This window comes from Methylobacterium sp. CM6244, assembly GCF_054817885.1.
Genome location: NZ_CM139247.1, coordinates 160,842 through 173,718, shown reverse-complemented (window position 1 = coordinate 173,718; position 12,877 = coordinate 160,842). Strand labels below are relative to the sequence as shown.

14 protein-coding genes are annotated in these 12,877 nt (G+C 65.9%); 10 read left to right on the top strand and 4 right to left on the bottom strand.

Annotation, left to right across the window (positions count from 1 at the left end):
• The first annotated feature begins 169 nt into the window (after window positions 1–169).
• Both ACYQML_RS00830 and bfr read left to right on the top strand, forming a co-directional pair.
• Entirely contained in the window at window positions 170–451 is a 282-nt protein-coding gene (locus ACYQML_RS00830) for a (2Fe-2S)-binding protein (RefSeq protein WP_056434454.1), read from the top strand.
• A 61-nt stretch (window positions 452–512) separates the two neighbouring features.
• Entirely contained in the window at window positions 513–1,010 is a 498-nt protein-coding gene (gene bfr, locus ACYQML_RS00825; RefSeq protein ID WP_056434452.1) for a bacterioferritin, read from the top strand.
• 99 nt (window positions 1,011–1,109) lie between these two features.
• On the opposite strand, the gene ACYQML_RS00820 is transcribed toward bfr, so the two are convergent.
• Together ACYQML_RS00820 and ACYQML_RS00815 are read right to left on the bottom strand one after the other, a co-directional pair.
• Window positions 1,110–1,967 carry a manganese catalase family protein gene (locus tag ACYQML_RS00820; protein WP_056434450.1) on the bottom strand — a complete coding sequence of 286 codons (858 nt, stop codon included), beginning with the start codon at window positions 1,965–1,967 and terminating at the stop codon, window positions 1,110–1,112.
• Window positions 1,968–2,499: 532 nt separating this feature from the next.
• Window positions 2,500–2,625: a hypothetical protein gene (locus ACYQML_RS00815; protein ID WP_461234411.1), complete on the bottom strand. Its 126-nt coding sequence runs from the start codon at window positions 2,623–2,625 to the stop codon at window positions 2,500–2,502.
• A gap of 43 nt (window positions 2,626–2,668) precedes the next feature.
• Here ACYQML_RS00815 and ruvB point away from each other — a divergent pair, with 43 nt between their 5' ends.
• From ruvB to tolB, 8 genes are all read left to right on the top strand, one after another.
• Window positions 2,669–3,757: a Holliday junction branch migration DNA helicase RuvB gene (gene ruvB, locus ACYQML_RS00810; protein WP_018041980.1), complete on the top strand. Its 1,089-nt coding sequence runs from the start codon at window positions 2,669–2,671 to the stop codon at window positions 3,755–3,757.
• 183 nt (window positions 3,758–3,940) lie between these two features.
• Window positions 3,941–4,885, top strand: a complete 945-nt coding sequence (locus tag ACYQML_RS00805; RefSeq protein WP_461234410.1) for a metallophosphoesterase — start codon at window positions 3,941–3,943, stop codon at window positions 4,883–4,885.
• Window positions 4,882–5,856, top strand: a complete 975-nt coding sequence (locus ACYQML_RS00800; RefSeq protein ID WP_461234409.1) for a metallophosphoesterase — start codon at window positions 4,882–4,884, stop codon at window positions 5,854–5,856. Before ACYQML_RS00805 ends, ACYQML_RS00800 begins: the two co-directional genes overlap by 4 nt.
• Complete coding sequence (ybgC, locus tag ACYQML_RS00795; RefSeq protein WP_056434442.1) at window positions 5,853–6,266, top strand: tol-pal system-associated acyl-CoA thioesterase; 414 nt, start codon at window positions 5,853–5,855, stop codon at window positions 6,264–6,266. The genes ACYQML_RS00800 and ybgC overlap by 4 nt, the downstream gene beginning before the upstream one ends.
• A 248-nt stretch (window positions 6,267–6,514) precedes the next feature.
• On the top strand, window positions 6,515–7,231 hold the full coding sequence (tolQ, locus tag ACYQML_RS00790; RefSeq protein WP_207412235.1) for a protein TolQ: 717 nt from the start codon (window positions 6,515–6,517) through the stop codon (window positions 7,229–7,231).
• 30 nt (window positions 7,232–7,261) lie between these two features.
• Window positions 7,262–7,705, top strand: coding sequence for an ExbD/TolR family protein (locus ACYQML_RS00785; protein WP_056434437.1), 444 nt, complete (start codon window positions 7,262–7,264; stop codon window positions 7,703–7,705).
• 15 nt (window positions 7,706–7,720) lie between these two features.
• Window positions 7,721–9,130 (top strand): cell envelope integrity protein TolA, encoded by a 1,410-nt coding sequence (gene tolA / locus ACYQML_RS00780; RefSeq protein ID WP_461234408.1) that lies wholly within the window; start codon window positions 7,721–7,723, stop codon window positions 9,128–9,130.
• Between the two features lie 217 nt (window positions 9,131–9,347).
• Window positions 9,348–10,679 carry a Tol-Pal system beta propeller repeat protein TolB gene (gene tolB, locus ACYQML_RS00775; RefSeq protein ID WP_461234407.1) on the top strand — a complete coding sequence of 444 codons (1,332 nt, stop codon included), beginning with the start codon at window positions 9,348–9,350 and terminating at the stop codon, window positions 10,677–10,679.
• Between the two features lie 24 nt (window positions 10,680–10,703).
• On the opposite strand, the gene ACYQML_RS00770 is transcribed toward tolB, so the two are convergent.
• Both ACYQML_RS00770 and ACYQML_RS00765 read right to left on the bottom strand, forming a co-directional pair.
• Window positions 10,704–11,216: a hypothetical protein gene (locus ACYQML_RS00770; protein WP_461234406.1), complete on the bottom strand. Its 513-nt coding sequence runs from the start codon at window positions 11,214–11,216 to the stop codon at window positions 10,704–10,706.
• 311 nt (window positions 11,217–11,527) lie between these two features.
• A complete protein-coding gene (locus ACYQML_RS00765; protein WP_461234404.1) occupies window positions 11,528–12,760 on the bottom strand; it encodes an MFS transporter in 1,233 nt (410 codons plus the stop codon).
• Window positions 12,761–12,877: the final 117 nt, after the last annotated feature.

Below are 12,877 nucleotides of genomic sequence, written 5' to 3'. Positions count from 1 at the left end.
GGTCTGCGCGCCTTGCGCAAAAATCCCATGCCAGTTAAGTTATTGAGAATGCAGTAGATTTTAAGAGTTCTAAAGAGGCGCTCAAGTCGATGCACGAAACGGGGAATCTGCCTCGCGCACGATTCTTTCGTGGTCGATCGAAGCCTCTCATCCCGTCCAGCGAGCTGTCATGATCGTCTGTTCCTGTAACGTGTTGTCCGACGGCGCCGTCCGCGCCTGCCTCAAGGATGGGCCTGATTGTCCGCGCACGCCGGCACAGGTCCAGGCCTGTCTCGGTTGCAGCCCGAAATGCGGTCGCTGCGCCCGGACGATCCGCTCGATCATGCAGGCGGCCCTGCAGGGTGCTCTGCAAGACGCCGTGGCGGAAGCCGGCCATGCGTGCGGAACGGGTTGCGCCAGCGCTTGTAGTTTGGTTCAATTCCAAACTGCGGAGGAGGGGATCGCCGCCTGAGGGCCTGTGCGAGGCTCCACGCTCCCCTTCATGCTCGAGAAGCTGAACGGGAGTGAGTGTTATGAAGGGTGATGTGAAGGTCGTCGAGTACCTCAATCGAGGTCTCCGCAGCGAGCTGACGGCCGTGAGCCAGTACTGGCTCCATTTCCGGATGCTGAACGACTGGGGCTACATCGACCTCGCCAAGTTCTGGCGCAAGGAATCGATCGAAGAGATGAACCATGCCGACCGGTTCATCGACCGGATCCTGTTCCTCGATGGGTTTCCGAACCTGCAGGAGCTTGATCCGCTGCGGATCGGCCAAAATATCGAAGAGATCATTGCCTCCGATCTCGCGGCCGAGACCGAGGCCCGCGCGCTTTATCTCGAAGCCGCGCAGTATTGCGATTCGATCAACGACCGCGTGTCGAAGATCCTGTTCGAGGAGCTGGCCGCCGACGAGGAGGGCCATATCGATTTCCTCGAGACCCAGCAGACCCTGATCGCTCAGATCGGCCTGCCGCTCTACGCCCAGAAGCATATCGGTGGCCTCGAGGCGATCGCTCCCGAAAAGGACTGACATCACACCAACACCCCGGAATGCAGGCGGCATTCCGAGGGGGTTCGTCGGACGATGAAGGTAAGGCCCGCGCCGGAATGGGGCGGGCCTTTTTTGCATTCAGGACATCTGCTGCGTCTGGGCGCCACTATCCGGGCGTGCCGGACCAAGAACCGGCTCTTCGCCCATGGGGGCGTTCTTGACCACGTTGAACGTACCCTTTCCGTCGAGAGACGGGCCGCTGGTCCAGCGTCCTTCGGGGAGAGGCGAATCGTCGGCGGTGGAGACGAAGAAGCTGTAGCTGTGCTTCTGGCTCTCCTCGCTCTGCGGGAAGCTGTTGGGGATCGGAAGGTTCGCTTCCATGCCGCCCATATCCTCAATGACGGCGAGCCATTGCTGCTGGTGCATCGTGTCGCGCGCGATGAGGAAGCTCCACATGTCGCGCATGCCCGGATCGTTTGTCGCGGTCATGAGGCGCACGGCGAGGGTTCGTCCCGTGGTCTCGGCGGCGACGTTGCAATACATGTCCGCCGCGAGGTTTCCGCTGGCGTAGATGTGGGACATGTCGAAGGGAACGCCGTCGCAATTGGCCGGGAAGGCGGCCATGCCGGTGGAGAGGATGTGGCGGTGGAGCATGCCTTCCACCACGTGACGCGGGTTCTCACCGTTCATCACGGCGCCGACTACCGCATCCTTCACGCCCGCTTCCTGCAGCTTGGTCGGAGCTGTCTCCAAGTTGAGGGCGACGGCGGTGGCGAGCATTTCGATATGCCCGATCTCCTCCGTCGCGGTGTTGAGGAGCATATCGCGATACTTGGTCGTCGGTCCGCGTGCGCCCCAGCCCTGGAAGAAGTACTGCATACAGACGCGGATCTCACCCTCGATCCCGCCGATGGCCTGCTGCAACATCCGCGCATAGACCGGATCGGGAGACTCGACCCGAACGGGATATTGCAGACGCTTGTCGAGATAGAACATGCTGGTCGGCCCTTTCGAGTGAGATGATGCGGCCATCGGCGGATTGACCGCCGATGGATCGCTAATTTAAGAAGTTAGTCCTATAAGCGGCCGTAAAGTCGTTCGGCCGGCCCTGGCCCAGAGGTGAATCCACCAGCCGCGACGCTGCCCGGAGCGCCAACGGTCTCCGGTCACCAAGTCGCGAGCAGATGTGACGGAGATATCGCCGGTACGGCCACGATCTCCAGAACTGCCATGGTTGTTGTAGACAAGACCATGTTGTCTTGCCGCAATCGCCCATCGTCCTGGCTTGATAAATCTCTCTGAAGCGTAGAGTTCCAGAAAATTGTCGTTGTGTCAGGCATAAGACATAGCAAAAATCGGCGTTAACCTGGATCATGCGCTGTGTTTACATAAGATAGTCGCTCCCGCGGTTCGGGCTCGTCATAGGCGTTGCTGATCCGTGACGCTTGGAGCGAGGTCGTGCTGGACCGAGGCCACTCTGCTTTGTTCTTGCGGGAAGAAGGCGAGAGGGTGCCGATCCGTCACGCATTCAGGTGCGCAGGGTCACCATGAGACCCTCGTGCCACGCATCCGCCTTCGTGGCGCCGGGCGCCTGTCGCCGGCCGGCGACGTAGCGCGCGCGGCGGCGTTGTGCGACATCGGGCGAAACGCCCATCCACCGGAGCAGGCCCTGTGCCGGGCCCCGACCGAGAGCCCGTGTGAGCAAGCTCCCCAGATCGCCGAAATCGCCCACCCTTCATCCGCTGCCGGAATCGCTCCTGACGCCGGAGCGGCGGCCGGACGATGTGGAGCAGTCGATCCGTCCGCTGAGCCTTCCCGAATTCATCGGGCAGCGCGCGGCGCGGGCAAACATGCAGATTTTCATCGAATCCGCGAAAAAGACCGGCTCGGCCCTCGATCACGTCCTGTTCGTGGGGCCGCCGGGCCTGGGCAAGACCACTCTGGCGCAGATCGTGGCCCGCGAACTCGGGGTGAATTTCCGCTCCACCTCCGGCCCGGTCATCGCCAAGGCGGGAGACCTCGCGGCGCAGCTCACCAATCTCGAGGAACGCGACGTCCTGTTCATCGACGAGATCCACCGTCTCAATCCGGCGGTGGAGGAAATCCTCTATCCGGCGATGGAGGATTACCAGCTCGACCTCATCATCGGCGAGGGGCCGGCCGCCCGCTCGGTGAAGATCGAACTCCCGAAATTCACGCTGGTGGGCGCCACCACCCGTGCCGGCCTGCTCACCACGCCGCTTCGCGATCGGTTCGGCATCCCGATCCGCCTCGAATTCTACGATGTCGACGAGCTCGAACTCATCGTCTCGCGCGGCGCGCGGGTGCTCGGCATCGGCATGTCGGCGGAGGGCGCGAACGAGATCGCCAAACGGGCGCGGGGCACGCCGCGCATCGCCGGGCGACTCCTGCGCCGGGTGCGCGACTTCGCCATCGTGGCCGACGCTCCCACCGTCACGCGGGCCATCGCCGACCGGGCGCTCCAACTCCTCGACGTGGACCCGGCCGGCCTCGACGTGATGGACCGCAAATACCTGACCATGATCGCCACCTCCTTCGGCGGCGGCCCGGTGGGAATCGAGACCATCGCGGCGGCGCTTTCCGAGCCGCGCGACGCCATCGAAGACATCATCGAACCCTTCCTCATCCAGAAGGGCTTCGTCCAGCGCACCCCGCGTGGGCGCATGCTGACCCCGCACGCCTACAAGCATATGGGCTTTGCCGTGCCCCGGCGCGATCCGGCCTCGCAGTTCGGGCTGTTCGGGTCGGAGGATCCCGATGGCTGAGGCAGCCAATGGCGTCTGCGTTCTGCTCCCCGCAAAGACAGTGCGATGACGGATGGGCAGCGTGTTTGAAGTGAGACGATGTGTGCACATCCCCTCTCCCCGTGGGTGGGAAGACGGGGGCTAACGTCGGTCCGAACAGCAAGTCCTCTGCGATAGAACCGGCCGAAAAGCGACCTCCACCCCATGAGCTCCGACCCCGCATCCTCCCCGGTCCGGATCACCCGCCGCACCGTCGTGCTCGGCCTCGGGGCAATGGCGCTGGCGGGCAGCGGCACGGCGGCCTACGGGATCGGGGTCGAGCCGATGCGTCTCGCCATCACGCACTACCGGATCACCCCGATGGCGCCGTGGCCGGCGGGACTGTCCCTGCGGATCGTCGCCGTCTCCGACGTCCATGCCTGCGATCCGTTCATGACCCCCGCGCATATTCGGCGGATCGTCGAGGCGGCCAACGGCATCGGCGGTGACGTGATCGTGCTGCTCGGCGACTACGTGAGTGGCATGGACCGGCTCGCCGGCATCGTGGACTCCGCCGATTGGGCGCCCGTCCTCGGGGCGTTGAAGGCGCCCCTCGGCACCTATGCCATCCTGGGCAATCACGATTGGTGGGCGGATCGCGCCGCCTGCGAGCGCGGGCACGGCCCGACTTTCGCGGGGGAGGCCCTGACCCGCGCCGGCATCCGCGTTCTCGAGAACGAGGCGTTGCCGCTTCGGAAGGGGGGACACGAGGTCTGGCTCGCCGGGCTCGGCGATCAACTGAGCTTCGAGCGCACGTGGTGGCGCTTCGGTATCCCCCGGAAGGGCAGCGACGACCTGCCGGCCACCCTCGCCGCCATCCCCGATCGCGCGCCCTCCATCCTCCTCGCCCACGAGCCGGACATCTTCCCGCGGGTGCCCGCCCATGTGGCCCTCACCCTCTCGGGCCATACCCATGGCGGACAGGTCCGGTTCCTCGGCTACGCCCCCGTCGTTCCCTCCCGCTATGGGCGTCGCTATGCCTATGGCCATGTGCGCGAGCAGACCGACCTCGTGGTTTCTGGTGGCCTAGGCATGAGCGGCCTGCCGGTGCGCTTCGGGGTTCCGCCAGAGATCGTGGTGGTCGACCTGTCCTCGGAGCCCATGGCATGAACCCGGTTGACGATCGGATCGGCGAAGAGGCTCTGCCCTCCAGGACACAAGCGGTGAGGATCACGCGCCGGACGGTTCTCGCCGGCCTCGGCGGCATGGCCCTCGCAGGAAGTGCGACGGCGGCCTACGGCGTCGGCATCGAGCCCATGCGCCTGTCGGTGACGCGCTACGCCATCACGCCGAAGGGCCACTGGCCCGCCGGGCTGAAGCTCCGCATCGTGGCGCTGGCCGACATCCATGCCTGCGAGCCGTGGATGAGTGCCGCCCGCATCGCCGGCATCGTCGAGACCGCCAATGCGCTCGGCGGCGACCTGACGGTGCTCCTCGGCGACTACGTCACCGGGCAGAACTTCGTCACTCGCACCGTCGAGGCCGCCGAATGGGCGCCCGAACTCGGCCGCCTCAGGGCACCGCTGGGCACCTTCGCCATCCTCGGCAATCACGATTGGTGGGAGGATCGTACGGCACAGGCACGTGGCGCCGGCCCGACCATCGTCGGTGAGGCCCTGACGCGCACGGGCATCCGCGTCCTCGACAACGAGGCGATCCGCTTGGAAAAGGACGGGCGCGGGTTCTGGCTCGCGGGTTTGGGCGACCAGCTCGCCCTCCTTCCGGGCGCCAAGCGCCACGGCCATGCCCGGATCGGGGTCGACGATCTCGACAAGACGCTCGCCGCCGTGCCGCAGGGCGCACCGACGATCCTGCTGGCGCATGAGCCGGACATCTTCCCGCAGGTGCCGGCTCATGTGGCGCTGACCCTGTCCGGCCATACCCATGGCGGGCAGGTGCGGTTGTTCGGCTATTCTCCCGTGGTTCCGTCGCGCTACGCCAACCGTTACGCCTACGGCCATGTCCGCGAGCAGGCGGATCTCGTCGTCTCCGGCGGCCTCGGCAACAGCATCGCGCCGGTTCGCTTCGGCGTTCCCCCCGAGATAGTCGTGGTCGACCTATCCTCGGAAGCCATCGCATGACCTCTCATCGCATCGATATCCGCGTCTATTACGAGGACACCGATTTTTCCGGTTTCGTCTATCACGCCAATTACCTGCGCTACATGGAGCGTGGCCGCACGGAGCTGCTTCGGGCCCTCGCCATGGAGCAGGTCGATCTACAGCGCGATGCCGGGTTGATCTTCGTCGTTCGGCGCATGGTGCTCGACTTCCTGAAGCCGGCGCGGATGGACGACATGCTCGCCATCATGACCACCGTCGTCGAGCTGCGCGGCGCTTCGATGCCGATGATCCAGGAAGTGCGGCGCGGCGACGAGGTCCTGCTCAAGGCCGAGGTCACCGTGGCGGCGGTGCGGGATGGTCGCGCCGTGCGCCTTCCGGACAGCCTCCGCCGGGCCATGTCCCAGCGTTTCGAGAGCCCGTCGCTTTAGGCTCTCGCGGGCCGGCCTGGCTTTCCGTCGGTTAAGCGATGTGCCCAGGACAGCGAGACGTCCGGCGAGAGAGAATCCGACGCTTCCTCATGGTTCATTAACCTTGACGGACGAGGAAGGTGCGGCGTGCATTTTGCGATGCACCCCATACTTTCGACAGATTCACCAGCGATCTGGGGAACATACCGCCCGGGTCAGGTGGAGCGCGGGAGTCGACCGCCCGGTCGACCCGGGACGAGGACGAACGCATGAATCCCGCCGATGCCATGCAGGCGCTGCCGCCGCCGGACATGAGCCTGTTCAACCTGTTCTGGCACGCCCATCTCGTGGTGAAGCTGGTGATGGTGGGCCTGCTCGGCTGCTCCGTCTGGTGCTGGGCCATCATCGTCGACAAGACCCTGCTGTTCCGCCGTACCAAGACCGAGATGGACGCGTTCGAGGAGGCGTTCTGGTCCGGCCGTTCGCTGGAGGAACTCTACCGCTCGTTCAACGACCGGCCCGCCACCAATCTCGGCGCCCTGTTCGTCGCCGCCATGCGCGAATGGAAGCGCTCGTTCGAGGGCTCCGGCCGGCAGATCCAGAGCCTGTCCCAGCGCATCGACAAAGTGCTCGACGTCACCATCCAGCGCGAGGTTGAGCGTCTCGAGTCGCGCCTGCTCTTCCTCGCCTCCATCGGTTCGGCCGGTCCCTATGTCGGGCTGTTCGGCACGGTCTGGGGCATCATGACCTCCTTCACGGCCATCGCGGCTTCGAAGAATACGTCCCTGGCCGTGGTCGCACCCGGTATCGCCGAGGCCCTGTTCGCCACCGCAATCGGCCTGTTCGCGGCCATTCCCGCGGTGCTCGCCTACAACAAGCTGCAGTCGAACGTGTCCAAGGCCCAGTCGCGGCTCGAGGGCTTCGCCGACGAGTTCTCCGCCATCCTCTCGCGTCAGATCGACGAGCGCCTGTCGCTCGCCGCCTGATCCAGACCGACAACAGAGCGAGGCACGATCATGGGCATGGCCCACGGAGCGGCGCAGGGTGGAAGCAGGCGGCGTCGTGCGCGCCGCGGCGGCGCCATCAACGAGATCAACATGACGCCGTTCATCGACGTCGTGCTCGTGCTGCTGATCGTCTTCATGGTGGCCGCGCCGATGATGACGGTGGGCGTTCCCCTCGACCTGCCGCAATCCAAGGCGAGCCCTCTCAACTCTGATTCGACGCCGGTGACCCTGTCGATCCGCCAGACCGGCCAGGTCTTCATGGGCGAGGCCGAGCTCACCGACGACACCATCGTGCCGAAGCTGGTCGAGACCTCAAAATCCGGCTTCGAGGAGCGGGTCTTCGTGCGCGGCGACAAGCGGGTGGATTATGGCCGCGTGGCCCAGGTGATGGCGATCGTGACCGGAGGCGGCTTCAAGAAGGTCGCCCTCGTCACCGAGCCGGACCAGAAGTAACGGGCGCGTCGGGTCGTGAAGCTTCCCTCCAAATTCCGGGAACCGGGCGTCTGGGTGTCGAGCGGCGTGCATGTCGCGGTGCTCACCGTGGCGCTGATGTCCGTCGCCGCTCCCGCCCTGCCCGACGCCCAGGAGGGTGTGCCGGTGGAGGTGATGACCGAGCAGCAATTCTCGGAACTGACCAAGGGCGAGAAGAACGCCGACAAGCCGATGCCCGACGCCAAGCCCCGCGCCGACAAGGTCGCGGAGAAGGTCGAGGAGCGCGAGCCCGAGAATGCCAAGGTCGATGCGCCCGCGCCCCCGAAACGCCCGGCCGACATGAAGGTCGCCAGCGCAGAGGAGATACCCCTGCGCATGCCCGACCACGAATCCGAGAAGGAAGCGGCAGAGGCCGCGGCCAAGGCCGAAGCGGCGAAGCTCGCTAAGGAAGCCGCCAAAGCCGAGGCCGCGAAAGCGGCGGAAGCCAAGGCTGCGGCGGAAGCCAAGGCTGAGGCTAAGGCCGCCGCCAAGGCCGAGGCTGCCAAGGCTGAAGCCAAGGCCGAGGCGGTGAAGGCCGCCAAGGTCGAGGCCGAGAAGCGCGAGAAACTCGCCGAGCTCATCGAGCGCCAGGAGGCCGAGACCATCGCCAAGGCGGAAGCCGCCAAGGCCGAGAAAGCCAAGGCCCTGGCGGAAGCCAAGGCCCAGGCCGAAGCCAAAGCTCTGGCCGAGGCGAAGGCGCGGGCCGATGCGAAGGCCAAGGCCGAAGCGCTCGCCAAGGCGGAGAAGGCCGAAGCTGAGGCGGAAGCCAAGGCCGAAGCGAAGGCGAAGGCCGAGGCCGAACGTCAGCAGGCCGTCGCGGAGGCCAAAGCCGCTGCGGATGCCAAGGCCCAGGCCGAAGCGAAGGCCAGGGCAGATGCCGCCGCCAAGGCCAAGGCGAAAGCCATGGCGGATGCGCGCGCCAAGGCTGATGCGGAGGCCAAGGCGAAGAAGCAGGCCGAGCTCGCCGACAAGTTCAATTCCGGCGACATCAAGCAGCTGCTCGCCTCGCGGGCGCCCTCGCAATCCACCGGCGCTACCGGCCACGAGGTCCAGCGCACGGCCTCGCTGGGAGCCGCCAGCGGCACCTCGCAGCGTCTGTCGCCCTCCATGCGCGATTCGCTGATCGGGATGCTGACCCAGCAGATCGAGCGCTGCTACTCGGCGCCCCCTGGCGCCTCGCAGGGCGTGGTGCTGCCGATGCTCGATATCCGCCTCTCGGCCAACGGTTCGCTGAGCACCGAGCCGCGGATCATGCGCGGTGGCGCCAACGCCGTGGACCGCTCCCTCGCCGAGGCTGCGCTTCGTGCGGTGAAGCGCTGTGCACCCTACAAGATCCCGCCCCAGTTCGCGCCGTATTATGACGACTGGAAGGCGATCAACGCGGAATTCGAGTTCTCGCGGGTGTGATACAGATCGGTGATCCTTCCTTCGGATTCGTCCAATCCCTCTCCCTCAACCTGAGGTGCCGAAGCGTGAGCGAAGGCCTCGAAGGAGGCATCCAGGGCCCTCGTGCTGTCTGGAAATCTCCTTCGAGGCCCGCTGACGCGGACACCTCAGGGTGAGGTCGAGGATAGGAAGAACCGACGCTCCCAGAATCCCTGTTCAAGGTTTTCGGAATCTCTTCATGACCGACATTCTCCACCGGCGGCTCGCCTCGCCCCTGGCGTCGCTCCTCGCGGTGCTGGCCCTCGTGCTCGCCTTCGCCGTGCCCGCACAGGCGCAGCTGAACCTGCGGATCGGCGGCGGCTCGTTCCAGCCGATGCCCATCGCGGTGGCCGATTTCTCCGGCGATCCGAGCCTTGGCCTGCTGGTGTCGAGCGTGGTCACGAACAATCTGAGGCGGTCCGGCTATTTCGTGCCCCTGGAGAAGGGGAAGTTTCCGGAGAACCCCGGATTCGATGCGGTGCCGGGCTTCGACAAGTGGCGTGCCGCCGGTGCCCAGGCCCTCATCACCGGCCGGGTCGGCCGTGATCCCTCGGGCAAGCTCAAGGTCGAGTTCCGGCTTTGGGACGTGACCTCGGGCCAGCAGCTCACCGGCCAGCAATACGGCGCGGATGTCGCCAATGCGCGCCGCACCGGCCACCTCATCTCCGACGTCGTTTATACCAAGATCACGGGTCTCGGCGGCTGGTTCGACAGCCGCATCGCCTTCGTCGACGAATCGGGATCGAAGGAGAACCGCCGCAAGCGCCTGATGGTGATGGACCAGGACGGCGCCAATGTCCGTGCGCTGACCAACGGCGAATCCGCCGTTGTGGCCCCGCGCTACTCGCCCTCGACGCAGGACATCGCGTTCATGACCCAGTCCACCGGCCAGCAGCCGCGTGTCCAGGTGATCAACCTCGAGACCGGCGCGCGCCAGGCCATCGGCCGGATGGATTCGATGAGCACCAGCCCGCGCTTCGCGCCGGACGGTCACCACCTCGTCATGAGCGTGCAGCAGGGCGGCAACGCCGACATCGTCAAGATGGATCTCGCCTCGAAGGCGCAGACGCCGATCACCAACGGCAACGCCATCGACACCTCGCCGACCTATTCACCGGATGGGCGGCAGATCGTCTTCGAATCGGATCGCGGCGGCTCGCAGCAGATCTACGTGATGGGGGCCGACGGCTCGAACCCGACCCGTATCTCCTTCGGCGAGGGCTCGGCCTCTCAGCCGGCCTGGTCGCCGAAGGGAGACCTCATCGCCTTCACCCGCCAGCGCAAGGGTGGCTTCGCCATCTGCGTGATGAAGCCGGACGGTTCCGGCGAGCGCGTGCTCACCGAAGGCTTCCACAACGAAGGTCCGACCTTCGCGCCGAACGGCCAGTACGTCCTGTTCTTCCGCGATCCGGGCGGCCAGGGCGGCGGCAAGCTCTACATGGTGGATATCACCGGCAAGGTGGAACAGCCTGTCCCGACGCCGTCCTACGCCTCCGACCCGACCTGGTCGCCGCTGCTGGCGGGGAAGTAGGGGGAGCGGCTGACGGCGTTGTCGTCAGCCGCGCTCGTATCCAGCGGTACGGCGAACGAAGCTGAACGCTGAACTCAACGATGTGCCGGCGGCGCTAGCCGCCACCTGCACGGCTCCGGCTGCGGTTTGAACGGCGTCGCTCGCGCTCGCCATGAGGGTGCCCTCCGCAGGGGCAGGCGGTTCGATCTGCAGGGCCACGCGTTGCGCTGCCCGGGCAAGGCCACGCCTGAGCACTTCGCGATCATTCGCGATCAGAGCGGAAAGGCGGGGATCGGCGAGGGCGATCAGCAATCCACCATCTTGGAACGTCATTTCGAGCAGGGTCTGCGGATTTGGCTCGTCCGCTGAGAGGGACGTCAGCGCCGAGGCTGCGAGGAGCGCGGTTCCGGTTAGATCGACATTGGAGGCGAGGGCGAGGCTTCCCTTCAATCCATCGAGGACTTGACCGCCCCAATTCCGTGCGCCCGCGACGTCGCCGTGAGCCTCCACGGTCAACAGGCTTTCGACCGAGCGCTCGATCCCGTCCGGCGTGGTCATGATCCCGGCTTCATACGTTCCTTTCCCCTTCCCGCAATTCCCAGCGACAACTTTGATCTCGGCCATCGGGAGCCTCCTTGACCAAATCTACGGGGCCAAGGGCATCGTTGTCATGTGGGAAAGTCATTGACGGGAATTGGCGGGAAGGTGCGCCACCGCTCCTGAAATTTCTGCCGGAGACGGCATTTCTGCTAGTCCAAGTAATTCCTTCAAAAGCCTTTATCCTTCCTTCGACGTCTCAATGTCGGAGAGCAGGCAATGCCACCACAGGATGTGCCTGGCGTGTGAATTCGGGGGCTGTGGTGTTTTCATCACTCCGCCGGCAGCAATCGGTCCCCCGCCTTGAGCGCCGGGAACAGGCGGCCCCACAGCACCGCCACGAGGATCGTCGCGAGCCCGCCCGCCACCACGGCGGGTACCGCGCCGACGAGGGTGGCGAGCGTGCCGGATTCGAACTCGCCGAGTTCGTTGGAGGCGCCGATGAACACCGTGTTCACTGCCGAGACCCGTCCGCGCATGGAATCGGGCGTCTCACCCTGGACGAAGGTCTGCCGCACGTAGATGCTGATCATGTCGGCCGCCCCCGTGACGAACAGGCAGGCCATCGAGAGCGGGAGGGATGTGGACAGGCCGAACGCCGTGATGGCGACGCCGAAGACGGCCACCGCCTGCAGCATCCGCTGGCCGGCATGGCGTTCGAGGGGGCGATAGGCGAGGAGGATGGCGGTGACCACCGCACCGGCCGCTGGCATGCTTCGCAATGCGCCGAGCCCAAGGGGGCCGACATGAAGGATCTCGGCGGCGAAGATCGGCAGCAGGGCGGTCGCTCCTCCCAGCAGCACGGCCACGAGATCGAGGCTGATCGCGCCGAGCACCACCGGCTGCGAGCGGATGTAGGACAGGCCAGCCGAGAGGGTGGCCCAGGTCACGGGTGGACGCTCCATCACAGCAGCGGGGCGAAAGCGGATCGCGACCACGAGGGCGCTCGCCAGGGCGAAGCTCGCCGCCGCCGCCCCGAACACCGCCGCAGGGCCGAGCATGTAGAGAAACCCACCAGCGGCCGGGCCGAGGATCGACGCGCTCTGCCAGAGCGAGGCGTTCCAGGCGATGGCCGATCCGAACAGGGGGCGCGGCACCAGGGTCGGAAGAAGTGCCTGGAGCGCCGGGTTGGCGAAGGCGCGCGACGTGCCGATGACCACGACGAGGGCATAGATGGGCCAGATCGAACCGGTGCCGGACAAGGCGATGGCAACGAGGCCGAGATCGGCCGCGGCGAGGGTCGCATAGGCGATTGCCGTCATCAGACGCCGGTCGTAGGTATCGGCCACGTGCCCGGTGATCAGGGCGGAGAGCATCGCCGGGAGGAAGCTCGCGAGCCCCACGAGGCCGAGGGCGAGAGCCGAACGGGTCAGGTCGTAGACGAACCATCCCACCGCCACGGCCTGCATCTGGTAGGCGAGGCCGGTGAGGAACCGTGCGGCTCCGTACAGTCGGAAATCGCCGTTGCGGAAGACCGACCAGCGGGGCGCGGCGGATGCTGTCATGAGCGATGGGCCAAGGGCGTGAAGGGAGAGCCGCACCGCATCGTCTCTACAACGCCGAGGGTGCGACAGTGATGCCGCAGCTATGCCGCATGCGAAGTGCGGCCTTGTCGAATTGCT

Excerpts from the sequence above, each read along its gene's own strand:
- ACYQML_RS00830 (WP_056434454.1), top strand. The coding sequence starts at position 170 with ATGATCGTCTGTTCCTGTAACGTGTTGTCCGACGGCGCCGTCCGCGCC.
- bfr (WP_056434452.1), top strand. The coding sequence starts at position 513 with ATGAAGGGTGATGTGAAGGTCGTCGAGTACCTCAATCGAGGTCTCCGC.
- ACYQML_RS00820 (WP_056434450.1), bottom strand. The coding sequence starts at position 1,967 with ATGTTCTATCTCGACAAGCGTCTGCAATATCCCGTTCGGGTCGAGTCT.
- ACYQML_RS00815 (WP_461234411.1), bottom strand. The coding sequence starts at position 2,625 with ATGGGCGTTTCGCCCGATGTCGCACAACGCCGCCGCGCGCGCTACGTC.
- ACYQML_RS00805 (WP_461234410.1), top strand. The coding sequence starts at position 3,941 with ATGAGCTCCGACCCCGCATCCTCCCCGGTCCGGATCACCCGCCGCACC.
- ACYQML_RS00800 (WP_461234409.1), top strand. The coding sequence starts at position 4,882 with ATGAACCCGGTTGACGATCGGATCGGCGAAGAGGCTCTGCCCTCCAGG.
- ybgC (WP_056434442.1), top strand. The coding sequence starts at position 5,853 with ATGACCTCTCATCGCATCGATATCCGCGTCTATTACGAGGACACCGAT.
- tolQ (WP_207412235.1), top strand. The coding sequence starts at position 6,515 with ATGAATCCCGCCGATGCCATGCAGGCGCTGCCGCCGCCGGACATGAGC.
- ACYQML_RS00785 (WP_056434437.1), top strand. The coding sequence starts at position 7,262 with ATGGGCATGGCCCACGGAGCGGCGCAGGGTGGAAGCAGGCGGCGTCGT.
- tolB (WP_461234407.1), top strand. The coding sequence starts at position 9,348 with ATGACCGACATTCTCCACCGGCGGCTCGCCTCGCCCCTGGCGTCGCTC.
- ACYQML_RS00770 (WP_461234406.1), bottom strand. The coding sequence starts at position 11,216 with ATGACCACGCCGGACGGGATCGAGCGCTCGGTCGAAAGCCTGTTGACC.
- ACYQML_RS00765 (WP_461234404.1), bottom strand. The coding sequence starts at position 12,760 with ATGACAGCATCCGCCGCGCCCCGCTGGTCGGTCTTCCGCAACGGCGAT.